This window comes from Pseudomonas sp. NPDC090752 (assembly GCF_055584805.1).
Genome location: NZ_JBVJLI010000007.1, coordinates 19,337 through 43,680, shown reverse-complemented (window position 1 = coordinate 43,680; position 24,344 = coordinate 19,337). Strand labels below are relative to the sequence as shown.

Below are 24,344 nucleotides of genomic sequence, written 5' to 3'. Positions count from 1 at the left end.
GCCGGGGTTTCCGACCGACTTCTTACAGCAGTTCGAAACTCTGTTGTTGTATGGCCTCGGAATCCAACCCAACCTGGACATTGAACTCACCAGGCTCTGCCACTCGCTGCAGCTGGCCATTGTAGAACTTCAGATCCTCCTCACTGAGGCGGAAGGTCACGGTCCGCGACTCACCGGCCTTGAGCATCAGCTTGTGGAAGTTCTTCAATTCCTTGACCGGGCGGCTCATGGACGCCGAAACATCCTGGAGGTAGAGCTGCACCACGGTTTCGCCGTCAAGCTTGCCGGTGTTCTTCACCGTCACTTTGGCTTCCAGCGTGTCGCCGCGCTTGAGGTCCTTGGCCGACAGGCTCAGCCCCGACAGTTCGAAGTTGCTGTAGCTCAGGCCATAACCGAACGGATACAGCGGTCCATTAGGCTCCTCGAAATATTGAGAGGTGTAGTTGCCTGGCTTGCCCGGCGTGAAAGGGCGGCCGATGCGCGTGTGGTTGTAGAACATCGGAATTTGCCCGACCGAGCGTGGGAAGGTGATGGCCAGCTTGCCCGATGGGTTGTAGTCGCCGAACAAGACGTCAGCGATAGCGTTGCCGCCCTCGGTACCGGCGAACCAGGTTTCCAGGATGGCGTCAGCCTGCTCGCGTTCCCAGGCGATCGACAGTGGGCGGCCGTTCATCAGCACCAGCACCAGGGGTTTACCGGTGGCTTTCAGCGCTTTGATCAGGTCGCGTTGTACCGCCGGGATTTCCAGGGTGGTACGGCTTGAGGATTCGTGCGACATGCCACGGGACTCACCGACCACGGCCACCACCACGTCAGATTGCTGGGCGGCCTTGACCGCCTCATCAATCAATACGGCGGCCGGGCGCGGGTCATCGACGATTTCCGGGGCATCGAAGTTGAGGAAGTTCAGGTAATCGAAGATCGCCTTGTCGCCGGTGACGTTGGAGCCTTTGGCATAGACCAGCTTGGCCTTGCCCTCGACGGCGCGGCGCAAGCCTTCGCGCACGGTGACCGAGTGCATCGGCTTGCCGTCGGCGGCCCAGCTGCCCATCATGTCGATCGGCGCATCGGCCAGCGGGCCGACCAGGGCGATGGTGCCGGCTTTTTTCAATGGCAAGGTCTGCTGGCGGTTTTCCAGCAGCACCAGACTGCGGCGCGCTACGTCGCGGGCGGCGTCGCGGTGCAGGCGGTCCTCGCCGTAGTAATCCTTGAGGTCGGTTTCGGCCTTGCCGATGCGCACGTACGGGTCTTTGAACAAGCCCATTTCGTACTTGGCCCCAAGCACTTCGCGTACGGCTTGATCCAGTTCGGCCTGGGTCACCTCGCCAGACTTGAGCAAGCCTGGCAGCTCTTCGCCATACAGGGTATCGTTCATGCTCATGTCGATGCCGGCCTTGATCGCCAGCTTGGCCGCCTCGCGGCCGTCGCGGGCGACACCATGGCGGATAAGCTCCTGGATGGCGCCGTGGTCGCTGATGGTCACGCCCTTGAAGCCCCACTCCTTGCGCAACAGGTCGTTCATCAGCCAGGTGTTGGAGGTGGCCGGCACGCCATTGATCGAGTTCAGCGCCACCATCACTCCGCCGGCACCGGCGTCGAGCGCGGCGCGGTAGGGCGGCAAGTAGTCGTTGTACATCTTCGGCAGGCTCATATCGACCGTGTTGTAGTCGCGCCCGCCTTCCACCGCGCCATACAGGGCGAAGTGCTTGACGATGGCCATGATGCTGTCGGCGTTGGATGGGCTGCTGCCCTGGAACGAGCGCACCATCACCTGACCAATTTTCGAGGTCAGGTAGGTGTCTTCGCCGAAGCCTTCGCTGGTGCGGCCCCAGCGTGGGTCGCGGGCGATGTCGACCATGGGCGCGAAGGTCATGTCCAGCGCGTCGGCGGAGGCCTCGATGGCCGAGGTGCGGCCGACCTTGGCGATGGCATCCATGTCCCAGGTGGCGGCCAGCCCCAGGCCGATCGGGAAGATGGTGCGTTCGCCGTGGATGGTGTCGTAGGCGAAGAACATCGGGATTTTCAGGCGGCTGCGCATGGCGGCGTCCTGCATCGGCCGGTTCTCGGGTGCGGTGCGCGAGTTGAAGGTACCACCGATACGCCCGGCGGCGATTTCCTCACGGATCTTCGCGTGCGGCATCTCCGGGCCGATGCTGATCAGGCGCAGCTGGCCGATCTTCTCGGCCTCGGTCATCTGGCTGATCAGGTGCTCGATGAACGCCTGCTTGTCTTGCAGGGGCGGGGCGGAGGGGGCGGCAAGGGCCGCCTGACTGGCAAGGCTCATCATGGCCAGGCCCAGCAAAGACAGTTTCATCATGAATTCCGTTGTCGAGGCCTGTGCCGTATCCACGGTGATACGTGCGCGGCCGAAGTTTTCAGGCGGCTATTGTTGTACGATTCACAGGCGTTAATTCCAGCGGCGGATTATGCCTGAATATGTCGTCCGCTGAGGAACACCCGAATGCCGGGACAAGAACAATAAGAACGATCAAGAGACCGAAGGCATGACTCCCCTCAACGAATACGAGCAGCGCCAGATCGCCGAGGCCATTGCCCGTGTGGAACGGCGTACCGATGCCGAGTTGGTGACCGTGTTGGCCCGGCGCGCCGATGACTATGCCTACCTGCCGCTGTTCTGGGCCGCCGTGCTGGCGCTGGCCATACCTGGGCTATTGCACTGGCTGCTGGGCTGGCCGGGTGCACGGGGCGTGCTGGTTGCCAACGTGCTGCTGTTCGTTGGGTTGTGCATGGTATTGCGCCAGCCGCGCATGGCAGCCTGGCTGATCCCTGCCGCCCTGCGCCGCTGGCGGGCATCGCGCCTGGCGCGGCAACAGTTTCGCGAACAGAACCTGCAGCACACGGCGGGTGGCACAGGGGTGCTGATCTTTGTCGCCGAAGCGGAGCGGCATGTGGAAATTCTCGTCGATCAAGGTATCGATCGCCATCTCGATGCACGGGCCCGCGCGATCATCGTTGCCCGTTTTTCCCAGCAGGTGCAGCAAGGCCGGACGTTGCAAGGCTTCGTCGACTGCATCGAGGCCTGCGGTGATCGGCTGAGCGAACACGTACCGCGAACCCATGCGCGCAACGAGCTGCCCAACCGCCTGGTGATCCTCGACTAGGCTCTGTACGAAAAGTCTTGAGACGCAGGTCAGGCAAGGCGAAAACAGCCGAGGAAGCGGCCTCTACTGGAGTACATGAGCATTCCGAGGCTGCTTTCAACGCAGCATGAACAAGTATCAAGGCTTTTCGTACAGAGCCTAGCCACGCCCATCGCGAAAACCTTCGCGTGGGGCAGGCATCGACGTAGAATGCGCGGCATTGCGCAACGCGCTCCCCGCTATCCGAGGCACCTGCTTTCCATGTCCGCCAGTATTCCCGCTACTTCCGCGCCGGATGCGCGCGCCCAGTTTCTCGACGTGCTAAGCGCCGCCTTGCACGGCAACACCCTGGTCAAGCTGGTGCTGGCACGTCCTGTCGGCGCCGACCAGACCTTGCAGCGGATCATCGCCAAGCCGGTGCAGGTGAAAGGGCAACCGAACCTGTCGCTGGTGTACCGCCACCAGACCCGCGACATCACTCGCAATGTGGCGCTGGACCAAGCGCTGGCGCTGGTTGCTGAACTGCTGCCGGACGGCTTTCGCAATGCCCACCTGTTCGATGGCGACGGCGAGCTGCAGCTGTCCTTCAGCAAGAAGGGCAAGCCGATGCTCCAGCGCCACGGTGCCCAGGCGCCCCGCGAGGCCGCCGCCAGCACTGGTCACGACCGCGAGAAGAAGCGCTACCTGGCGTTGTCGCGGCCGTTCCTTCGTGACCTGGGCGTGACCGATGCACAAGGCGCGCTGATCCCGTCCATGTCGCGCAAGTGGAAGCAGATCAACAAGTTCATCGAGGTATTCGAGCACGCTCTGGCCAGTGCTCCGGTGCCTGAGCAACAGGCACTGCGAGTGGCCGACTTCGGCTCGGGCAAGGGCTACCTGACGTTCGCCATGCATGATTTCCTGTGCAACACGCTGGGCCGCGAAGCTCAGGTGACCGGGGTAGAGCTGCGCCAGGACATGGTCGACCTGTGCAATGCCGCCGCGTCGCGGCTGGATCACCCAGGCCTGGAATTCCAGTGCGGCGACGTACGCAGCGTGGTGCCCGAGGCCATCGAGGTGATGATTGCCCTACATGCCTGCGACATCGCCACTGATTACGCGATCCATACCGGCATCCGCTGCAATGCCGCGATCATCATGTGTTCGCCGTGCTGCCACAAGCAGATCCGCCCGCAACTGCACAGCCCTGGGCTGTTGCAGCCGATGCTGCAGTACGGGCTGCACCTGGGCCAGCAGGCTGAAATGCTGACTGACAGCTTGCGCGCGCTGTACCTGGAAGCCTGTGGTTATGAAACCAAGGTGTTCGAGTTCATCTCGCTTGAACACACCAACAAGAACAAGATGATCCTTGCGGTGAAGCGCAAGCAGCCGGTGGAGGCGGGTGCGTTACTGGAGAAGATTGCGCAGCTCAAGGCGTTTTACGGGGTGCAGGAACATTGCCTGGAGACGTTATTGCGCGCGGATGGGTTGATCGCTGGGTAATAAAGCCTGTTGAGCTCAATTCTCGAAAGTGCGTAGGAGGCTTCCCAAACACGCCTTCCAGCCCACTAAAGCGTCCAGCGATCTGTAGTGTAGTGGCCATGGCCTCCTTAAGTTGTCATTTGACAACCAGGAGGTGAAGAGCCCACACTGGAGAAGATGTGATGCCGCGCCCGAGTCACGCCAATAAAGAGGTCGAGCAGGCCTTGAGGCACGCTGAGTCCCAAGGATGGAGAGTCGTTGCGGGTGGTGGGCACTGCTGGGGGAAGTTGTATTGCCCCTTCAACGATGCTGATTGTCGATGCGGGGAACATTGCATCACCAGCATCTGGAGCACCCCAAAGAATCCAGGCAATTTTGCCCGTCAGCTGAGACGCGTCGTGGACAACTGCGCAGGTACGGGCCCTACGGATGCCGCGTTGAAGGCGGGTGAGGAGCAATGACGATGGAATACGAGTTCACCCTCAAGTACCAATTGATCAAAGACGAAGATGTGGATGCGCTCCTCGAGCGCCTGGCCGAATCAGGATGTGAAGATACGTTGGTCGGAATCGGTCAGCCTGGCCGCCTGTCCCTAGAGTTCGTACGAGAGTCGCCCAGTGCCGAGGAGGCGATCAAGAGCGCGCTCAGGGATGTTCGCACTGCGGTACCTGATGCGCGGCTGATCGAGGCATCGCCTGACCTCGTTGGGCTTACCGATGTGGCAGAAATCGTAGGTGTGTCGCGTCAGAACATGCGCAAGTTGATGCTGGCGCATATGCACAGCTTTCCAGCCCCCATGCATGAAGGCAGCACGTCGCTCTGGCATCTCGCCGATGTGCTGGCCTGGCTGCAGGTGAGGGGAGGTTACGCCATCGGGCAGGAGACGCTGGATCTGGCCCGGGTTGCAATGACCGTCAATGTATCAAGCGCACATGCCCGGGTGTTCAACCGGCCGGTGGATTTGGCGTACTGAAGATGTGTCGTTGGGGCAGCCTCAACGGCGTCTAGTGGGCACGTCAATTGCCAACTCCGCGAGCCCCAACGGATGCGTACTCGCATCGAAGAAATGCAGCGCCGTCCCCGCCAGATCACCAAAGCGCTCAACGAAATGCTGCTTCTGATTGATCACCGAAGCCTCGTTCAACGGCCGGATTGCAATCGAAAGATGCGCCGGCCGCGCCTGGCGAATGGCGTCGAGCAGGTGCTGGTCGCTGCTGTCCAGGTGCTGCCCGAACAGGCATAGCCCCTGCCTTTCCTGGGCCAACTGCCCCATGCACCAGCTCAGATAATCCGAGTTGCGGATCGCACGCAGTTTCTCGTCGCTGCGGTCTTCGTTGACGAACAACGGCACTTCGCCTGGAATGTTCACGGCAAAGCCGTCGAGCAATTCAGCGCTTTCGGCACTGCGTTGGCGGGTGGCACCGTCGGGCAGCTTGAGCAGGTGCAGGCCGCCATGTAGGTGCAGCATGCGCGTACCTGCAGCCTGCGTGCGGCGCACATCGAAGAATCCCTGTTCGTCGAACAGCGCAGCGAAGCCTTGTGGATCGTGCTGCACGGCCCACGGCAGGACCAGGTCGTAGTTGCTGGTGTAGACGCTGCGGTAACCGCGCAAGGCCTGGTTGATCGACGCCAGGCTGGCCGCCGGCATCAGTGGCCAGGGGAGGTGCACGGTGCGCACGGCGTGGATCAGCGCTTCTTTGATCGAGTAGTAGCGGTTCAGCGGGGCGGTGGAGTTGATCGCCAGGGCAGCGTTGGCGCGCACCGTATGGTTGAGCGTGCTCAGTACCGGCTCGAACAATTCTGTGCCCAGCGACTTGAACAAGGCTTGGTCGCTGATCGCCAGGCCTTTCTTGCGTCCAGCGCGCTGCGCTTCCTCGAACAACGAGAAATAGCCGAACGGCTTCCACAGTGCACGGCTGGCGCCGTTGCCCAGCAGCAAGGCATCGCACGGATGGCGTTGGGCGAGTTCTTGCCAGGTGGCGAGGTGGGCGTCGAGTGCGGGCATGATGGGTCCATTCGCTGGAGCGGGAAACGGCGGCGACTTTAGCATGTCATGCGAGGTGTGCGAGGGTTGCGGTTCAGCCACCACAAGGTTCGCGGGATGAAAGAGGAATTCAGCATGCGCAAAAGTGTGATCGGGACTCTCGCCTGGGCCGCCCTGGGGGCGGCTTCTGCGGCCTCGGCAACGGATGGCAAGATACTCGCCGCCGCCCAGGGCATTCCTTATCCTGCCGTGATCGCTCATCGTGGCGCCTCCTACGATGCTCCGGAGTCGACCACTCCGGCCTACCTGCTGGCGCGCGAGCTGGGCGCCGATTATCTGGAACTCGACCTGCAGCGCACCCGTGATGGCGTGCTGGTAGTGGTTCATGACGATGAGCTGTCGCGCACCAGTGATGTCGCCGAGCGATTCCCCGAGCGCAAGACCAGCCCGGTCAGCGCCTTCACCCTCGCCGAACTCAAATCGCTGGACGCCGGCAGTTGGTTTAACAGGGCCTATCCAGAGCGTGCCCGAACCTCGTTCAGCAAGTTGTCCATCCTGACGTTGGACGAAGTCATCGACATCGCCGAAGGCAACCCCGAGCGCCAACCCGGCCTTTACATCGAAACCAAGGTGCCCAGCCAGTTCCCCGGCATTGAACGTGAGCTCAAGGCGCGCCTTGAGGCCCGTGGCTGGCTAGACAGGCCTGGGCGCGTGGTGTTGCAGACCTTTGATCGCAACAGCCTCACGTTGCTGCACGACGTCATGCCGCAGATCCCGAAGATTCTCCTGCTGTGGGTGGGCACCAAGGCCATCATGCCCGCCTCAGGTCAGGACTTCGCCGCCTCGGGTGAACGTGACAAGGCCGCGTTCTACGCACGTCAGCAACCGAAGGATCAAGCGGAATTCCTGCGTTGGCTGGACATTGCCAAGCAGGGTGGGGCAATCGGTACCGGCCCTTCGGCCACGCGCAGCAGCCTGGGTGAGCAGAGTTATGCCGACCTGATCCAGCCATGGATGAACCAGGCCAGCCATGAGCGTGGGTTGCTGGTGCATGTCTATACGCTCGATGAGGTTGCGGACTTCGACGTGGCAATGACGGTTGGGGTGGATGGGATCTTTACCAACCGAGCGGGGAGGCTACTGCGCTTTTATCATCGCCCGGCTGAAAGTGAGTCGGGCTTACTGAAAAAATTGGGGTACTGAGCAGTCGACGCAGTCGTTAGTGGGCCAGCGCTATGAGGACATGGTCGGGATCGTTGCGTATGGCCCGTAGCAAAGCTTTAGTCGGTCCAGTGGGCTCCCTGCGTCGCTGTTCCCAGTTTCTCAAGGTGGCGACTTGAACATCGATCATTTCGGCAAAACGTGATTGCGATAAACCTGTGGACTTGCGGATGATTTTGACTTGGAGGGCGTCAATATCGAATGTGCGCGAGGGCTCGAGCGTGCCTTGAACGATGTCGTCTATTTGCTGGACGCTCTGCATCAGCTCTTCGAAAAACTTGCTCATGTGTGCCTCAATCATCCAGCGCTATGACGAAAAGATAACGCTCCATCATCTGAATCAGGGCTTTTCAGGCTAGCGGACACCGCATTGACTAGCCGATCGTCTCCTTCCGACTCCAATGTAGGCTATTTCCTTATCCGGGCAATGTATCCTTGCGACTCCTGTTCCTCCACACCCGATACGCCCGTATCCCCGCCCGCACCGAGCCAAACAGCAGCTTATCCTCCATCTCCCGGGCCATCCCCGAGCGCACCAGCATGCGCAGGAACGTGCCGCGGGCGCGGGCGATGCCGAAGAAGATGCCTTGTGCCGAGAGGGTGTCGCGTACCTCGCGCAGGGCGGCAATGCCACTGACATCGATGCTGCTCACCGCTTCCGCATCGAACAGCACGGCGCGGGGCTGGGCCTGGCTTTGCACGGCTTCGAGCAGGCGCATCTTGAAGTAGTCGGCGTTGAAGAACAGGATTGCATCGTCGAAGCGGTACACCACCAGGCCAGGCACGGTGCGGGCTTGCGGGTGCTTGCGGATGTCGACCTGGCCCTCGGTGCCCGGCAGCCAGCCCAGCACCGCGTCGGTGGGTTGGTAAATGCTGTACAGCAAGCGCAGAATCGCCAGCGTCACGGCAAACACGATCCCCGGCAGAACGCCCAGGCCCAGTACGCCGACCGTGGTTAGCAGGCACAGCCAGAATTCAAAACGGCTCAGGCGGCGGATACGCCCCAGCGATCGGATGTCGATCAACCCCCAGCCGGCCATCAGCAATACGGCACCCAGCGCTGCCTGGGGGATCCAGGCCATCGGCGCGGTGAAGAACAGCAGGATCAAGGCGATCACCAGTGCGGCGATGATGCCGACCAGTTGGCTCTTGCCGCCGACCATGTCGTTGACCGCGGTGCGCGAATCGGCGCCGCTGATGGCAAAGCCCTGGGAAATCCCGGCAGCCAGGTTGCTGAAGCCGAGGGCGACGAATTCATGGTTGGCATTGATCGCATAGCCGTGCCGCGCGGCGAAGCTGCGGGCAGTGAGCATGGCACTGCAGAAGCTGACAGTGGCGATACCCAGAGCATCGCGCAGCAGGCTCTTGGTTTCCGCCAGGTTGCTTTGTGGCCAGGCCAGTTGCGGGATGCCGGCCGGCACCGGGCCGAGGATCGCTACGCCCAGGCGGTCCAGACCAAACAGGCCGGCCAGCAGCGTGAACACGGCCACCGTCACCAGTGCTGCCGGCAGGCGCGGATAGCGCCGTGGCAGCCAGATCAGCAGGGCCAGCCCGGCCAAGCCGATGGCCAGTGTCAGCCAGTGAATTTCGCCCAGGCGCTGTACGAAGTTGATCAGGCTAAGAATGAACCCGTCACCCTCGATCTTGAACCCCACCACTTTGGACAACTGCCCGGCAATCAGGCTCAGTCCGATGCCATTGAGGTAGCCGATCAGGATCGGCCGCGAGAAGAAGCTGGCGATGAAACCGGCACGTGCCAGGCCCGCGGCAATCAGCATGACGCCTACCAGCACGGTGACGATCACCGACAACTCGGCAATGCGCTGCGGGTCGCCCATGGCCAGCGGCGCCACGGCGCCAGCGATCATCGCGCAGGTGGCGGCGTCTGGGCCGACCATCAACTGGCGTGAGCTGCCGATCAGGGCATAGACCATCATTGGCAGCACGCAGGCATACAGGCCGTATTGGGGCGGCAGGCCGACGATCTGCGCGTAGGCGATGGCGATGGGTATCTGGATGGCGGCCACCGACAGGCCAGCCTGCAGGTCGGCGTGAAACCACTCGCGGCGGTAGTGCAGCAGGTTGGCAAGGCCCGGTAGCCAGCGGGAGAGAAACATGCGCAGTCCTTTCGAAATGTTTCGCGAATCCACAGAGCATATGCGCCGCAAGCTGTATTGCTTGCAAGCGGATTCGGGGTATTTTCAGGAAAGGCAGAAACGAAAAAAGGAGCCAAGGCTCCTTTTGACAGCGATGACGTCGTTGGAACGTCATGCGGGAATGCGGTGTGGAGCGGGTAGAGGGAATCGAACCCTCGTCGGAAGCTTGGGAAGCTACTGTTCTACCATTAAACTATACCCGCGTCTGCGATCGACTTTTTACCAGAACCTTCCTCGAATTAGAAGCCCCAGTTATAAACAAGGCCTAAAAAAAGCTGTCGGCGCCCATAGCCTGCGGGTCATGGCTACAGGACGCCGATGCGTTCAGATAGCCCATGCATGCTGCACTTGCGTGTTGTTGAACGGATTGCGTGCACGCGGTTCACGCACCGTCGGCTTGAGGAAGCCAAGCAGGGCGCTGCGGGTATCTTCGCAAGCCGCTTTGTTCTCCATGTCCAGGAAGTGGCCGGCATCGCGAATCACGGTGAAGTGGCTCTTGCCGACATGCTTGCCAAACTGCCGGGCATCTTCGGCGGTGGTGTACTCATCACGGTCGCCGTTGATGAACAGCACCGGGATGTCGATGTTGCGTGCACCTTTCAGCGCCCGGTCCAAGTCATGTTGCAGCACCTGATTGATGTGGAAGTGCATCTGCGCATACTCGTGGGTGTCCAGGCTGCTGACATGCCGATAGTTGAAGCGCTTGAACAGCGACGGCAGGTGCTTGCCGATGGTGTCGTTGACCAGGTTGCCGACCTGGTAGCGATCGCAGGCGGCCAGGTACTGGCAACCACGGTCGAGGTAATCGCGCATCGGTTCGTTGATCACCGGCGAGAACGAACTGACCACGGCCTTTTTCACCAATCGTGGCTGGTGGGCCAACGCCAGCAGGGTGCAGGCACCGCCCCAGGAGAACGACATCACATGGTCGGCCTGGAAGTGCTCGATCAGCTCAAGCAGGATATGCGCCTCATCCTCTTTGCTGATCAGGCGTTCCTGGCGATTGTGTGGCTTGGACTTGCCGGCGTACGGCTGGTCATACAGCACGACGTTGAATTGCGGGTGCAGGTTACGCACCGTTTGAGCAAACGAGGCCGTGGTGGCCAGCGAGCCATTGATCAGGATGATCGTTTTCTCGGCGGCATCGGCGCGATGGAACTCCGTGTAAACCCGATACTGACCTTGGATATCAAGTACAGCGATTTCTGGCCTCATGTCATCGACTCCTGGCGCAAAAAGGGTATTCGCGTCACCTAGGGTGCACGTTGTTTATGACAGGTAGGCATTTGCCTGAAGGAATTACCGGGGGCCCTGTGTCGATCCTTGGCACACGTGTCGACGGTATTGTTTTTAGCGGGCAATTCGCCGTGCCCCAAGGCTTCTAGGCCTTGGGTAGCCGGCAAAAAGTTGTCTTGGATCGCGTTTGTGACTCATGAGTCACGTGCGGACCGACAAGTTAGGAGTCAAGCAGGGTTTGCGGATCCCGCAAGTGCCGTATGGGTGAATTTGTGACTTTTCTCGCCGGGCGGTCGTATGACGTCAGCGCAGTGCCGCGAGCGCTCTAGACCGCGGCAATCTCTTCGGCTGTCAGTGCCCGGAATTCACCCGGCGCCAAGCCTGGGTCGAGGCGGATCGAACCCATGCTTTCCCGGTGCAAGCCCACCACCTTGTTGTCAAAGTGGCCGAACATGCGCTTGACCTGGTGGTAGCGTCCTTCGACGATCGCCAGCCTGGCGCTGCGTGGGCCGAGAATGTCCAGCTGCGCCGGGAGGGTGGTCAGGTCTTCGAAGGCGAAGTAGAAGCCTGCGCGAAACTGGTCGATGTAGTGCGCGCCGATTTCGTCCTCGGTCTGCACCAGGTAGTGCTTGGGCAGCTTGGTCGCGGGTTGGGTCAGGCGCCGTGACCACTGGCCATCATTGGTCAGGATCATCAGCCCAGTGGTGTTGTAGTCAAGCCGCCCGGCAATATGCAGCTCGTCGCGCAGCGCTGCGGGCAGCAGGTCGAGCACGGTGCGGTGCTGCGGGTCGTGGGTGGCGCTGACGCAGCCGGTCGGTTTATACAGCATCAGGTAGCGCGCCGGGCGCCCGGCCTGCAGCAATTGGTCATCCACCTCGATACGGCTGAATTCGCGCACCTCGGTGTGCGGATCGGATACCGCTTGGCCATCCACGCGCACGCGGCGCTGCACCATCAGCAGGCGCACTTGCTGGCGGTTGTAGCAGGGCAGGTTGGCAAGGAAGCGGTCGAGGCGCATGGCGGCAAACGGCGTGGATGAAGAGGGCGCGCAGTCTAGCGCTTTTCACTGTCGATCGGGGCTGGCGCGTTCGCAGGGATGCCTGCTGCACAGCGCGGGCACAGGCAGGACTGGTCGCGCAGTTCTGCAGGCAAAGCCTGAAGCACTGCCGGGTCGATCGCCACGGCAAAACACCAGCAGGCCTCGGTGGCGGTGCGTGGGTCGGCCAAGGTGCATTGGTTGAGGGCGCCGCAGGCGGGGCAGCGCTGGCTGTCATTCATAGGCGAATCCGGGTGTTTCACTGCAGACGCGGTTGCGGCCGGCCTGCTTGGCACGATAGAGGGCGCGGTCAGCGCGGGTCAGCAGGGCGTGCAGGGTGTCATCTGGCTGCAGGCCACTGAGGCCGATGCTGGTGGTCAGGCGCAACGGCTGTTCGTCGTAGCTGAAGGTCAGATGCTCGGTACGCCGGCGGATCTTTTCCGCCACGTCGATGGCTTGCCGGCCTTCGGTTTCCCGTAGCAGCACGATGAATTCCTCGCCGCCCCAGCGGCAGAGTATATCTGACTGGCGCAGGCTGCTCTGCAGCACGTTGGCAAACTGGCGCAGCACTTCGTCGCCGGCCAGGTGGCCGTGTGTATCGTTGAGCGCCTTGAAATGGTCAAGGTCGATCAACATGGCCACCAGCGGTGCGCAATCGCGCTGGGCTTCCTGCAGGGCCTGTGCGGCCAGCAGGTCGAAGCTGCGGCGGTTGGGCAGCCCGGTGAGGCTGTCGAGCGTGGCCAGGGCCTCGATGCTGGCCTGATGGCGCCTGAGCATGGCATGCAGCAGCGACAGCACCACCAGGGTGATCATCGCGCAGATCGCCAAATTCAGATACAGCGAGTGGCGAACGCGGTCCAGGGCACCGGTTTCGCGCTTGTCCACCAGCAGGAACCAGTCCAGCTCGGGCAGGTGCCGTACGTTGAGGAAGTGGCTGTGGCCTTCGCTGTCCTTGTATTCGTGACTGCCTTCGCTGGGGACTGGCTGTTGCACCAACAATGCGTTCAGTTCGGGATTGTCGTGTAGCGTTTGGCCAACCCGCAAACCGTGAGGGCCGCCATCGGAGCCGGTGAGCAGGACCTTGCCCTGGGCGTCGGTGAAGTACACCGAACGCTGGTAACGGCGCTGGTAGGTGTCGATCAGCTTGACCACCGCGTCCACACTCAGGCCTACCCCGGTTGCGCCGATGAATCGCTGCTGGTAGTCCAGCACCCGGTGGTTGATGAACACGGTGAGGCTGTCCTGGTTGGCCATGTCCAGGTCGACGTTGATTTCGTAAGGCACCTGGCGTTCGCGCAGGCGGAAATACCAGGCGTCACGCCAGGCACCCGGCTCGACATGTTTGAGCACGCCCTTGGCCTGGTAATAAGTGAGGCTGTGGTCGGAGACGAAAAAGGACGTGAAGGTGTCCTGCTTGCCCATCACTTCACCGAGGAAGCGGGTAATGCGCTGGGTATCCTGTTCGCCAGCGAGTACCCAGTCGCGCAGGAAGGTGTCCTGGGCCATCATTGAGGCGATCAGCACGGGGCGGATGAGGTCTTTCTGGATTTCCGAATAGACCGTGTCGGACGTCAGCGGCAGTTCGGTATTGATGATGCCATCGCGGATCGCGCTGCGTGAGGCGAAGTAGCTGAGCAGCGAGGTGGCGAGGAAGCCGCAGGCCAACAGCACCAGCAGGGCGAGGATCAACGAGCGCTGCGAAAACAATGCGGAGCGTGTAGGCATGATCGTCCCCTGATATGTGCCGAGGCGCTCATTCTAGTGAGATGACCGAAAAAAGACTGCAGGTTTTTTGCGGGTATCCGAGCTGTTTCAAATTGTTGCGGAAATGGCACTGCACATCGGCTGCAATGTCTTATTCAGTGTCGACCCACGCATTGCCGTCGATGCTCGCCAGCGCCGCTGTTCGGGCACCCCAGCGGTCCAGGAGGCCGCCATGTCCTATCGAATCCTGTTGATCGCCCTGTTGGGTCTGATGACGACCGCCTGCGTGCCTTATTACGAAGGCGGCAGTTACTACCGTTCGGATTACTACACCACCGATCGCTACGTCGCGCCGGGGTACTACCGCCACGACCGCTACTATGTTGCGCCGCAACCGCGCTACTACTACCAGCCTGCTCCACGTTATTACCGCCCTGCGCCGGTGCCGCAATATCGGCCACATCCGCAGCCTGGCATGAAGCAGTGGCATGGCAACCCGCGCTATGACTACGGCAATCGCCAGCGCTATGACTATGGACGTGATCGCGATCGGCATGACTACCGCAACGACAGTCGGCGTTATCAGAATGATCGTTGGCATTCCAATGGCCGGGGTGATCGTGACCGCCGGCCGGATGGCGGTCGCGGCGGCGATCGCAACTGGCAACGTTAAGGACTGACAGGGCCGCAATGCGGCCCATTCGCGGGGCAAGCCCGCTCCCACAGGAGTCGCGCAAAGTCCCAGACCAGCGCTGTACCTGTGGGAGCGGGCTTGTCCCGCGAATGGGCTGCAGAGCAGCCCCATCAAGCCAGATCAATCAAAGGGTGCCGCCCCTCCCACACCTTCACGAAATGCGCCTCGACCACCGCTGCCGGCACCTGCGCCACATCCGGCCAGTGCCAGCGCGGCTGGTTGTCCTTGTCCAGCAAGCGCGCCCGTACGCCTTCGCTGAACTCCGGATGACGGCAGCAGTTGAGGCTCATGCTGTATTCCATCTGGAACACCTGGGCCAATGACAAATGCCGAGCCCGGCGGATTTGCTCCCAGACCAGGTGCGCCGTCAGCGGGCAGCCTTCGTGCAAGCGCTGGCCTGCTTCGGCCAATAGAGGATCGGCATGGTGTTTCAATCCCTCAAGTGCCCGCCATGCAGCTGCGGGGTCGGCGACATCGAGCAGTGCGTCGATCGCCTGGCGCCGCGGTAGCCACTGAGCCTCGGGCAACTCGGCGAAGGCACGATGCTGTTCTGCCTTGAGCAGGCTGTTGAGTTGCAGGTCGGTCTGTTCCTGCCAGTTCATTTGCAACAGCTCGTCCAACAGGCCCTCTTGCTGGTGCTCGCCAAAGAATCGGTCAGCCAAGCCAAGGTCGAGGGCGTCGCGGGCATTGATGGGGGCTCCGGTCAGCCCCAGGAACAACCCCAACTTGCCAGGCAGGCGGGCGAGGAACCAACTGGCGCCGACATCGGGGTAAAGGCCGATGCTGATTTCCGGCATCGCCAGCCGGCTACTCGGCGTGACGATGCGCACCCCGGCGCCCTGCAGCAGCCCCATGCCGCCACCCAGCACATGGCCATGGCCCCAGCACAGCAGCGGCTTGGGGTAGGTATGAATGAGGTAGTCGAGGCGATATTCGGCGGCAAAGAACGTCGCCGCCAGTGGCGGTACGCTGCCGGGGTGATCACGGCAGGCCTGGGCCAGCGCCCTGACGTCGCCCCCGGCGCAGAACGATTTGGCGCCATTGCCGCGCAATAGTACGCAGACCACCGCTGGGTCCTGCGCCCACGTGTGCAGTTGTTCGCCGAGCACCTCGATCATCGGCAGGTTCAGGGCATTGAGCGCCTTGGGCGCATCCAGGGTGGCAATGCCGATGCGGGCGCCGTCGGCGCCAGTGAGTACCTCGCAGTGAATGGCCATGGACTACCTCGCTCAAGTCATCACCCTAGTATGGCCTGCCTGGCCGATCACGCCGGTCCTCGGTCGGACCGATTGACAAGGGGGGACGGCTTACCTAGTGTCGCGCCATTGTTTACGGATGGCCCCATGACTGACGACGATCGCATCAAACTCGAACCCAGCTGGAAAGACGCACTGCGTGCCGAGTTCGACCAGCCCTACATGCACCAGCTGCGTGAGTTCTTGCGCCAGGAACATGCCGCCGGCAAGGAAATCTACCCGCCCGGGCCGCTGATCTTCAATGCACTCAACTCCACGCCGCTGACGCAGGTGAAAGTGGTTATTCTCGGCCAGGATCCGTACCACGGCCCGGGTCAAGCCCATGGCCTGTGCTTCTCGGTGCAGCCGGGCGTGCCGACGCCGCCGTCGCTGGTGAACATCTACAAGGAAATGCAGCGCGACCTGAACATCCCGATTGCCAGCCACGGCTACCTGCAGAGCTGGGCCGAGCAAGGCGTGCTGCTGCTCAATACGACCATGACCGTCGAGCGCGCCAATGCTGCTTCGCATGCCAAGAAAGGGTGGGAGTTCTTCACTGACCGGATCATTCAGGTGGTCAGCGAGCAGTGTCCGAACGTGGTGTTTCTGCTGTGGGGCGCGCATGCCCAGAGCAAGCAGAAACTGATCGACGGCACCAAGCACCTGGTGCTGAAGTCGGTGCACCCGTCGCCACTGTCAGCTTATCGGGGGTTCCTCGGCTGCGGGCATTTCAGCCGGGCCAACGGTTTTCTCGAGCAGCGTGGGCTGGCGCCGATCAACTGGGCGTTGCCGCCGCTTTAACATCAGCGGCTTCGCGATTGCCGCTGGTCAGCGTTCCACAACCTGAACAGCGGCTCCGCCAGAAACAGCACGAACAACAGCCTCATCACCTGCAGCGCCGTCACCAACGGTACCGATAGCTGCAGGGTCTCCGCCGTCAGGCTCATCTCGGCAATGCCGCCAGGCATCATCCCCAGGGTCAGCGAGCGCAGGTCCAGCGCCGTCATCACGCTCAAGCAGCACGCCGCACTGCCGGCAATCAGCATGCACAGCGCCGTGGCCAGCAGCGTACGCCCTAAAAATGAAGGGGCGCGGCGGAAAAACGCACGATTGAAATGACAAGCCAGGCCGCTGCCGATCAGCCACTGGCCGATCTGACTGGCGCCGTTGGGCAGGGCGATCTGCAGGTTACCCGCCAGACTAATCGTTGCCGCCACCAGCAATGGCCCGAACAGCCAAGGGTTAGGCTGGCGCAACCGCTGCCAGATGAAACCGACCGCCACACCCAGCGGTGCGATCAATGCCAGCCAGCCCCAGCTCACACTGCCGGCGTGATTGAGCGGCACACCATCACCGATCAGGAACTTGAACAGCGCGGGGACGCACAGCACCACTGCCAGCACGCGTAGGCTCTGCGCCGCCGCCACCTGGCTGAGCACCGCGCCGTTGCGCGCGCCCAGGTTGACCATCTCCCCCGAACCGCCAGGCATACTGGCGAAAAACGCCGTGGCGCGGTCCTCGCCGGTGCGCCGCAGTAACCACACACCCACCACGCTGGAAAGGGTAGTGAACAGCGCGGCGAAGAAGATCAGCAGGAAATGGCTGGCCACCTGTTCGATCACCGCCGGGGTGAAGTGCAGGCCGATGCCCAGGCCGATGATGCATTGCCCGCATTTGCGGCCATTGGGGATTTCCGAAAGCTGCCAGGGCGTCAGGCAGCGCACCAGGATGATCGCCAGCAACGAGCCGACCATCCATGGCAAAGGCCAGCCGACCTGGCTGGCGAGAAACCCGCCCGCCAGGCCGACCAGCCCGGTTGCCCAGAACAGCGGCAACGACCGATCAGGCATCGGCCATCGCCCGGCGCTGCAGGCTGCGCTTGCGCCAGATCCGCAGCAGTGGCAGGCACAGCATGCACGCCACCAGGGCCCACACGCCCATGCTGATCGGGCTGGACCAGAGGATGCCCAGCTCACCGTTGGAGATCGACAGCGCACGGCGCAGGTTCTGCTCCATCAGGCCGCCGAGGATGAACCCGAGCAGGATTGGCGACAGCGGGAAGTCCAGCTTGCGCAGGATGTAGCCCATGATGCCGATACCGACCATCAGGAACAGGTCGAAGGTAGTGGCATGCACGGCATATACGCCGATCGCGGTGATGATCGCGATCACCGGTACCAAGGCCCAGTTCGGTACAGCCAGGATGCGGGTGAAGATGCGGATCATCGGGATGTTGAGGATCACCAGCATGATGTTGGCGATGAACAGCGAGGCGATCAGGCCCCAGACGATGTCCGGTTGCTGTTCGAACAGCAGCGGGCCGGGGGTGATGTTGTACAGGGTCAGCGCGCCGATCATCACCGCGGTGGTACCCGAGCCTGGAACACCCAGCGTCAGCATTGGCACCAGGGCGCCACAGCAGGACGCGCCGATGGCGGTTTCCGGTGCAGCCAGGCCGCGGGCATCGCCCTTGCCGAAGGTGCCGCTTTCGCCGGCGATGCGCTTCTCGGTCATGTAGGCCACGGCGCTGGCCAGCGTCGCGCCAGCACCCGGCAGCACGCCCATGATGAAGCCGAGCAAGCCACAACGGATGTTGACTACGAACACCGAGGCGGCTTCCTTGAAGTTGAACAGCATGCGCCCAGTGGCCTTGACCGCCTGGTGGCCGTGGTGGGTCTTTTCCAGCAGCAGGAGAATCTCGCTGATCGAGAACAGGCCAAGCACCAGCACCACGAACTGAATGCCATCGGCCAAGTGCACGCTGTCACCAGTGAAGCGGTACACGCCGCTGTTGGCGTCGATACCGACCGCTGACAGGAACAAGCCGATCAGCGCCGCGATAAAGGTCTTCAGTGGTTTGTCACCGGCCATGCCGCCTAGCGCGACGATGGCGAACACCATCAGCACGAAGTACTCCGCGGGGCCGAAGGCAATCGCCCATTTCGCCAGCAGCGGCGCGAACAGCACCATGCCGCAGGTGGCGATGAAGGCACCGATGAACGAACTCCACGCCGACAGCGATAGCGCCACGCCGGCCAAGCCTTTGCGGGCCATCGGGTAGCCGTCGAGGGTGGTCATCACGGTCGACGCTTCGCCAGGGATGTTCAGCAGGATCGAGCTGATTCGCCCGCCGTATTCACAGCCCAGGTACACCGCCGCCAGCAGGATCAGCGCCGACTCAGGTGGCAGGCCGAGGGCGAAGGCAATCGGAATCAGCAGCGCCACACCGTTGATCGGGCCCAGGCCCGGCAGCAGGCCGACCACGGTGCCGATCAGCGTGCCGGAAAGGGCGGTGACCAGGTTGTACGGGCTCAAGGCGACGCCGAAGCCCTGGCCCAGGTAGCTCAAGGTATCCATGTGTCAGTTCTCCAGTACGCTCAGCAGGCCAAGGGGCAGTGGGACATCCATCACGCGGTCGAACAGCCAGTAGAGGAACAGGCTCATGCCCACCACCACGATGGCGCTGTGCAACCAGCGGCCGCCATACAGCCGGGCCATGGGCAGGCCGACCAGGATCGCGCTGAGGATGAAGCCCAGGGCTTCGAAGGTGCTGGCGAAGACAATGAGCAAGCCGACGCAGGCGGCGATCTTGGTCAGGGTTTCGCGGTCCAGCGCCGGCTCGTCGTCTTTGTGCACGATGGGCGTAGGGCGGATCGCAAGGTAGAGCAGGCCCAGGCCCATCAGGCCGAGCATCAGCAACGGGAAGGCGCGGGGGCCGACCGGTTCGTAGGAAAACGCTGCCTGGTAAGGCCAGGCCATCACGGCCAGGGCGGCGCACACCGCCAGCAGGACCAGGGCGAAAAGGCGTTGCAGGATCATTGGGGAATCCTCGGTGGTATTTTCGACTCGCCACGGAACCTGTGGGAGCGGGCTAGCCCGCGAAAGCTTCAGCACGAGCCATGCTGTTGCCTGATCTGACGCATTCGCGGGCAAGCCCGCTCCCACAGGTGTCGTGGAGGGCTGGAATACTTATTGAATCAAGCCAAATTCCTTGGCCAGCGCCTTGTAGTCCGCCACCTGTTTCTTCACATAGCCATCCAGCTCGTCACCGGTCATGGCGAACGGGAACAGCTCGCGCTGGTCGCGCAGCTTGGCGAAGTCTTCGGAGGCGAGCATCTTGTCGAAGGACTCTTTCCACCAGGCGTAGTCCTCATCGCTCACTTTCGGCCCCAGGTAGAAGCCACGCACCACCGGCCAGACGATGTCGTAGCCCTGCTCTTTGGCGGTGGGGATATTTTTCATCTCCGGCTCGTCCAGGCGGTTTTCCGAGAACACGGCGAGGATGCGCATGTTGCCGCTCTGGATGTGCGGCATGGAGTCGGAAATGTCAGTGGAGCCGACCTGAATGTGGCCACCCAGCAGCGCGGTGGCAATTTCACCGCCACCTTCAAGGGCCACATAGCGCAAGTCGCGCGGGTTGATGCCGGCCGCCTTGGCGATAAGGGCGGTCTGCATCCAGTCCTGGCTGCCGACGGTGCCACCGGAGCCGATCACTACCTTGCTCGGGTCTTTTTTCAGCGCTGCGACCAGGTCATCGAGCGTCTTGTAAGGCGAATCGCTTTTCACGGCGATGGCGCCGTAGCTGGTGCCGACCGCTGCCAGCCATTTCACGGCGTTTTCGTCGAAGCGGCCAAACTTGCCCTGGGCCAGGTTCAGCAAGGAGCCGCTGGACCACGCCACCAGCGTGCCGGCATCGCCCGGACGCTGGGCGACCACGGCGTTGTAGGCCACCGCGCCGACACCGCCAGGCATATAGGTGACACGCATCGGTTTGCTGAGGATCTTCTCCTGCACCAGGGCGCTCTGCACCAGCTTGCAGGTCAGGTCGAAACCGCCGCCGGGCGAGGCCGGGGCGATGCATTCAGGGCGTTTCGGTTCAGCAGCGAGGGCATTGCCGGCCAACAGCAGGCAACCGGTGGCCAGGACGAGGCGGCGCAGTGAAAAGGTCATCGTCTATCTCCGTGAGCATTGTTGTTATAGGGGTTACCACAGGGCGACGCTGTAGCTCACCAGCAGCCGCACTTCATCGGCATCGCGGGCGAAGTTGGAGCGGAAGGTGGCGTTGCGCAGGCGCACGGCGACGTTTTTCAACGGGCCGCTTTGTACCACGTACTTGAACTCGGTATCGCGTTCCCACTCCTTGCCCTCGCCACTTGCGGCGCGGCTGACGTTGTCGCCGTTGATGTAGCGGGTCATGAAGGTCAGGCCAGGAATTCCCAAGGCGGCGAAGTTGTAGTCGTAGCGCGCCTGCCAGGAGCGCTCGTCGGCACCGGCGAAGTCGTTGATCTGGACGAAGTTGACCAGGTACGGGTCGGCGCCATCGATGTAGGGGAAGGCGCTGTCGCCGGACAGCTGCTGCCAGGCGCCACTGACCTTGTGCCCGCCGAGGCTGTAGCTGAGCATGCCGTTGAAGGTGGTGTTGTCGATGCGCCCGGCCTTGGCCGCACCGGCATCGTCACTGATCGCCAGGCGCAGGTCGGCGCCGAAGGTGCCAGGGCCCCAGGGTTGGGTGGCGAGCAGGCCGATGAAGTGCTGGCGGTAGATGTCGTCGAGCTGGGCGAAATGGTAACTGCCGGTGATGCGGTCGGTGAACTTGTAGTCCAGGCCGGCGAGGTCGAGGTTGTCGGCGCTGAAGGTGCCCCCGAAGCGGCCATTCTTGTTGTTGAGGGCCAGGTCTTCCCAGTTGGTGTCGTTGCGGTCCTTGGCCTTGTCCAGGCGCCCGCCGGTGAAGGTCAGGCCTTTGATTTCTTGCGAGGTCAGCAGGCCGCCTTCGAAGGTTTGCGGCAGGATACGGCCATCGTTGGGCTGCAGGGTCGGCAGTTCGGGGATCAGCGTGCCGACCTTCAGTTCGGTCTTCGACACTTTCACTTTGCCGGTCAGGCCGAGCTTGGAATATTCATCGGCCGCCTTGCCATCATCGTGGGTCGGCAGCAGGCCAGTGTCGGTACGGTCTGGGCTGGAGTCGAGCTTGATGCCGAGCATGCCCAGCGCGTCCAGGCCAAAGCCCACGGTGCCATCGGTGTAGCCGGACTCGAAGTTGAGCATGAAGCCCTGGGCCCATTCGTCACGCTTGGATTGTTGTGCGCTGGTGCCGTCGCGGAAGTCACGGTTGAAGTACATGTTGCGGGTTTCGACGGTCGCCGTGCTGTCTTCGAAGAAGGCGGCCTGGCTCATCGGGGCGACGCCGGCAAGCGCAAGGGCGCTGGCAATGGCGGATGGGCGTGCGGACAGGGAACGGGTAGGCGCGAACGCCTGCGGCTGCGATGACAGCATCGAGGATGGCTCCGTTTATTGTTCTTATTCGTTGCACCTTGCTGGTGCTTTTTTCGGCGCGCGGGGCAACCGTGGTGCGATGCTAGGTAACGAACCTTTCGCTAACCTTTCAGCTTGAAAGGTTTATTACTAGGGGCTTCACAGCGCGGGCCACAGCGGTACACTCCGCGCCACCGCCCACCCGAGCAGGGAGAATCCGATGCGTGTGCTGCTGGTCGAAGACCATCTGCAACTGGCCGAAAGCGTGGCCCAGGCCCTCAAGAGCCATGGCTTGACCGTGGATGTATTGCACGATGGCGTGGCTGCCGACCTGGCGCTGGCCAGCGAGGAATACGCCGTTGCCGTGCTCGACGTGGGCTTGCCGCGCATGGATGGCTTTGAAGTGCTGGCGCGCCTGCGTGGCCGCGGCAAGACCCTGCCCGTGCTGATGCTGACCGCGCGCAGCGATGTGAAAGATCGGGTGCACGGGTTGAATCTGGGGGCCGACGATTACCTGGCCAAACCTTTCGAGCTGACCGAGCTTGAAGCTCGGGTGAAGGCCCTGCTGCGGCGCAGCGTGCTCGGTGGCGAACGCCAGCAGCGCTGCGGGCCGCTGGTGTACGACCTCGATACCCGGCGCTTCAGCCTCGGTGATGACAACCTGACCCTGACCTCTCGTGAGCAAAGCGTGCTCGAAGCGCTGATCGCGCGCCCAGGCCGGGTGATGAGCAAGGAGCAGCTGGCTGCCCAGGTATTTGGCCTGGACGAGGAGGCCAGCGCTGACGCCATCGAAATCTACATCCACCGCCTGCGCAAGAAACTCGATGGCCAGTCGGTGGCCATCGTCACCTTCCGCGGCCTGGGCTACCTGCTAGAGCACCGCGATGCGTGACAATGGCAGCCTGCGCGGGCGGTTGTTGGGCAACCTGGCGCTGCTACTGGTGGTGCTGATGCTGGCCAGCGGGCTGAGCGCCTACTGGAATGGGCGCGAAGCGGCCGACACGGCCTACGACCGCACACTGCTCGCCTCGGCGAGAACCATCGCCGCCGGACTTTCGCAGCGCGACGGCACGCTCAGCGCAGACGTGCCCTACGTGGCCCTCGACACCTTCGCCTACGACAGCGCCGGGCGCATCTATTACCAGGTGCTGGACATCAACCAGAAGCTGATCTCGGGCTACGAAAACCTGCCGCCCCCACCGCCTGGCACACCGCGCACCGACGATTACCCAGCGCTGGCGCGGTTCTACAACGCAACTTACCTGGGCCAGGACGTGCGTGTGGTCAGCCTGTTGAAGGCGGTGAGCGAGCCGAACATGAATGGCATGGCCGAAATTCGCGTGGCCGAGACCGAAGAGGCACGGGTGGCCATGGCCCGCGGGCTGATGGCCGACACCCTGTTGCGCCTGGGGATGCTGGCGCTGGGCGCATTGGTGATGGTCTGGTTCGCGGTGAGCGCGGCGCTGCGCCCGCTGGAGCGTCTGCGTACGGCGGTGGAGGAGCGCCAGCCGGACGACCTGCGCGCACTGCCGCTGGTGCAAGTACAGCGCGAATTGAGCCCGCTGGTGCGTGCCCTGAACCACTTCACCGAGCGATTGCGCGGTCAGTTTGAGCGCCAGGCTCAATTCATCGCCGAGGCCGCCCACGAACTGCGCACGCCGCTGGCCGCGCTCAAGGCGCGGGTCGAGCTCGGTTTGCGCTCGCAGCAGCCCGAGGAATGGCGGCAGACCCTGGAGTCAGCCGCGCAGGGCACTGATCGCCTGACCCATCTGGCGAACCAATTGCTGTCGCTGGCGCGGGTGGAGAACGGTGCCCGGGCAATCGCCGAAGGTGGCGCACAGCGCCTGGACCTGAGCCAGCTGGCCCGCGAGCTGGGCATGGCCATGGCACCACTGGCGCACAATCGGGGTGTGGCACTGGCACTGGAGGCTGAAGCGCCGGTGTGGCTCAGAGGCGAACCTACGCTGCTCAATGAATTATTGAGCAACTTGGTGGATAACGCGCTGGCGCACACCCCGCCGGGTGGCAATGTGATCTTGCGGGTGCTGGAGCCAGCGGTGCTGGAAATCGAGGATGATGGGCCCGGGATTCCAGAAGATGAGCGTGACCGGGTGTTCGAACGCTTCTATCGGCGCAGTGCCCAGGGGAGCGGGCTGGGCCTGGCGATTGTCGGCGAGATCTGTCGCGCGCACCTGGCTCAGATCAGCCTGCACGATGGCGAAAACGGCGGGTTGAAAGTCAGGGTGAGCTTCATTGCCGACTGA

The 24,344-nt window shown here is 62.6% G+C and carries 23 protein-coding genes and 1 tRNA gene; 9 read left to right on the top strand and 15 right to left on the bottom strand.

The window, feature by feature from the left end; genetic code table 11:
* Positions 1–22: 22 nt before the first annotated feature.
* On the bottom strand, positions 23–2,317 hold the full coding sequence (bglX, locus tag ACZ6YA_RS11560) for a beta-glucosidase BglX (RefSeq protein WP_465897247.1): 2,295 nt from the start codon (positions 2,315–2,317) through the stop codon (positions 23–25).
* A 187-nt stretch (positions 2,318–2,504) separates the two neighbouring features.
* Here bglX and ACZ6YA_RS11555 point away from each other — a divergent pair, with 187 nt between their 5' ends.
* The 4 genes from ACZ6YA_RS11555 to ACZ6YA_RS11540 all read left to right on the top strand — a co-directional run bounded on the left by ACZ6YA_RS11555 (position 2,505) and on the right by ACZ6YA_RS11540 (position 5,535).
* Entirely contained in the window at positions 2,505–3,122 is a 618-nt protein-coding gene (locus ACZ6YA_RS11555) for a TPM domain-containing protein (RefSeq protein WP_465897246.1), read from the top strand.
* 240 nt (positions 3,123–3,362) lie between these two features.
* Complete coding sequence (locus ACZ6YA_RS11550; RefSeq protein WP_465897245.1) at positions 3,363–4,583, top strand: class I SAM-dependent methyltransferase; 1,221 nt, start codon at positions 3,363–3,365, stop codon at positions 4,581–4,583.
* Between the two features lie 161 nt (positions 4,584–4,744).
* On the top strand, positions 4,745–5,023 hold the full coding sequence (locus tag ACZ6YA_RS11545; protein WP_465897244.1) for a hypothetical protein: 279 nt from the start codon (positions 4,745–4,747) through the stop codon (positions 5,021–5,023).
* Positions 5,024–5,025: 2 nt separating this feature from the next.
* Positions 5,026–5,535: a helix-turn-helix transcriptional regulator gene (locus ACZ6YA_RS11540; RefSeq protein ID WP_465897243.1), complete on the top strand. Its 510-nt coding sequence runs from the start codon at positions 5,026–5,028 to the stop codon at positions 5,533–5,535.
* 21 nt (positions 5,536–5,556) lie between these two features.
* On the opposite strand, the gene ACZ6YA_RS11535 is transcribed toward ACZ6YA_RS11540, so the two are convergent.
* The gene (locus ACZ6YA_RS11535) at positions 5,557–6,567 is read right to left on the bottom strand and encodes a DUF4917 family protein (RefSeq protein ID WP_465897242.1); all 1,011 of its coding nucleotides are present in this window, start codon (positions 6,565–6,567) and stop codon (positions 5,557–5,559) included.
* A gap of 114 nt (positions 6,568–6,681) precedes the next feature.
* Here ACZ6YA_RS11535 and ACZ6YA_RS11530 point away from each other — a divergent pair, with 114 nt between their 5' ends.
* Positions 6,682–7,749 carry a glycerophosphodiester phosphodiesterase gene (locus ACZ6YA_RS11530; RefSeq protein WP_465897241.1) on the top strand — a complete coding sequence of 356 codons (1,068 nt, stop codon included), beginning with the start codon at positions 6,682–6,684 and terminating at the stop codon, positions 7,747–7,749.
* A gap of 16 nt (positions 7,750–7,765) precedes the next feature.
* On the opposite strand, the gene nadS is transcribed toward ACZ6YA_RS11530, so the two are convergent.
* The 7 genes from nadS to ACZ6YA_RS11495 form a co-directional block, all read right to left on the bottom strand.
* Positions 7,766–8,053 (bottom strand): NadS family protein, encoded by a 288-nt coding sequence (nadS, locus tag ACZ6YA_RS11525; RefSeq protein ID WP_465897240.1) that lies wholly within the window; start codon positions 8,051–8,053, stop codon positions 7,766–7,768.
* A gap of 130 nt (positions 8,054–8,183) precedes the next feature.
* The gene (locus tag ACZ6YA_RS11520) at positions 8,184–9,884 is read right to left on the bottom strand and encodes a SulP family inorganic anion transporter (protein WP_465897239.1); all 1,701 of its coding nucleotides are present in this window, start codon (positions 9,882–9,884) and stop codon (positions 8,184–8,186) included.
* 168 nt (positions 9,885–10,052) lie between these two features.
* Positions 10,053–10,126: transfer RNA gene (locus tag ACZ6YA_RS11515), tRNA-Gly, on the bottom strand.
* A gap of 121 nt (positions 10,127–10,247) precedes the next feature.
* Positions 10,248–11,138, bottom strand: a complete 891-nt coding sequence (locus ACZ6YA_RS11510; protein ID WP_465897238.1) for an alpha/beta fold hydrolase — start codon at positions 11,136–11,138, stop codon at positions 10,248–10,250.
* 346 nt (positions 11,139–11,484) lie between these two features.
* On the bottom strand, positions 11,485–12,177 hold the full coding sequence (locus ACZ6YA_RS11505; protein ID WP_465897237.1) for a pseudouridine synthase: 693 nt from the start codon (positions 12,175–12,177) through the stop codon (positions 11,485–11,487).
* A gap of 35 nt (positions 12,178–12,212) precedes the next feature.
* Positions 12,213–12,437 carry a cysteine-rich CWC family protein gene (locus ACZ6YA_RS11500; RefSeq protein ID WP_465897236.1) on the bottom strand — a complete coding sequence of 75 codons (225 nt, stop codon included), beginning with the start codon at positions 12,435–12,437 and terminating at the stop codon, positions 12,213–12,215.
* The gene (locus ACZ6YA_RS11495; RefSeq protein ID WP_465897235.1) at positions 12,430–13,920 is read right to left on the bottom strand and encodes a sensor domain-containing diguanylate cyclase; all 1,491 of its coding nucleotides are present in this window, start codon (positions 13,918–13,920) and stop codon (positions 12,430–12,432) included. The genes ACZ6YA_RS11500 and ACZ6YA_RS11495 overlap by 8 nt, the downstream gene beginning before the upstream one ends.
* Before the next feature lie 211 nt (positions 13,921–14,131).
* Here ACZ6YA_RS11495 and ACZ6YA_RS11490 point away from each other — a divergent pair, with 211 nt between their 5' ends.
* Positions 14,132–14,572 carry a hypothetical protein gene (locus ACZ6YA_RS11490; RefSeq protein WP_465897233.1) on the top strand — a complete coding sequence of 147 codons (441 nt, stop codon included), beginning with the start codon at positions 14,132–14,134 and terminating at the stop codon, positions 14,570–14,572.
* Positions 14,573–14,703: 131 nt separating this feature from the next.
* Here ACZ6YA_RS11490 and ACZ6YA_RS11485 read toward each other — a convergent pair whose 3' ends face one another.
* Positions 14,704–15,810, bottom strand: coding sequence for an enoyl-CoA hydratase/isomerase family protein (locus ACZ6YA_RS11485; RefSeq protein WP_465897232.1), 1,107 nt, complete (start codon positions 15,808–15,810; stop codon positions 14,704–14,706).
* A 126-nt stretch (positions 15,811–15,936) separates the two neighbouring features.
* Here ACZ6YA_RS11485 and ung point away from each other — a divergent pair, with 126 nt between their 5' ends.
* Entirely contained in the window at positions 15,937–16,629 is a 693-nt protein-coding gene (gene ung, locus ACZ6YA_RS11480; protein WP_465897231.1) for a uracil-DNA glycosylase, read from the top strand.
* A gap of 2 nt (positions 16,630–16,631) precedes the next feature.
* Here ung and ACZ6YA_RS11475 read toward each other — a convergent pair whose 3' ends face one another.
* The 5 genes from ACZ6YA_RS11475 to ACZ6YA_RS11455 all read right to left on the bottom strand — a co-directional run bounded on the left by ACZ6YA_RS11475 (position 16,632) and on the right by ACZ6YA_RS11455 (position 22,101).
* The gene (locus ACZ6YA_RS11475) at positions 16,632–17,678 is read right to left on the bottom strand and encodes an AbrB family transcriptional regulator (RefSeq protein WP_465897230.1); all 1,047 of its coding nucleotides are present in this window, start codon (positions 17,676–17,678) and stop codon (positions 16,632–16,634) included.
* The gene (locus ACZ6YA_RS11470) at positions 17,671–19,185 is read right to left on the bottom strand and encodes a tripartite tricarboxylate transporter permease (protein WP_465897229.1); all 1,515 of its coding nucleotides are present in this window, start codon (positions 19,183–19,185) and stop codon (positions 17,671–17,673) included. Before ACZ6YA_RS11470 ends, ACZ6YA_RS11475 begins: the two co-directional genes overlap by 8 nt.
* Positions 19,186–19,188: 3 nt before the next feature.
* Positions 19,189–19,647, bottom strand: a complete 459-nt coding sequence (locus ACZ6YA_RS11465) for a tripartite tricarboxylate transporter TctB family protein (RefSeq protein ID WP_465897228.1) — start codon at positions 19,645–19,647, stop codon at positions 19,189–19,191.
* A 150-nt stretch (positions 19,648–19,797) separates the two neighbouring features.
* Positions 19,798–20,778: a Bug family tripartite tricarboxylate transporter substrate binding protein gene (locus tag ACZ6YA_RS11460; protein WP_465897227.1), complete on the bottom strand. Its 981-nt coding sequence runs from the start codon at positions 20,776–20,778 to the stop codon at positions 19,798–19,800.
* Between the two features lie 33 nt (positions 20,779–20,811).
* Positions 20,812–22,101 carry an OprD family porin gene (locus ACZ6YA_RS11455; protein ID WP_465897226.1) on the bottom strand — a complete coding sequence of 430 codons (1,290 nt, stop codon included), beginning with the start codon at positions 22,099–22,101 and terminating at the stop codon, positions 20,812–20,814.
* Positions 22,102–22,300: 199 nt separating this feature from the next.
* On the opposite strand from ACZ6YA_RS11455, the gene ACZ6YA_RS11450 reads away from it, so the two are divergent.
* Both ACZ6YA_RS11450 and ACZ6YA_RS11445 read left to right on the top strand, forming a co-directional pair.
* A complete protein-coding gene (locus tag ACZ6YA_RS11450) occupies positions 22,301–22,972 on the top strand; it encodes a response regulator (protein ID WP_465897225.1) in 672 nt (223 codons plus the stop codon).
* A complete protein-coding gene (locus ACZ6YA_RS11445; RefSeq protein ID WP_465897223.1) occupies positions 22,965–24,344 on the top strand; it encodes a sensor histidine kinase in 1,380 nt (459 codons plus the stop codon). Before ACZ6YA_RS11450 ends, ACZ6YA_RS11445 begins: the two co-directional genes overlap by 8 nt.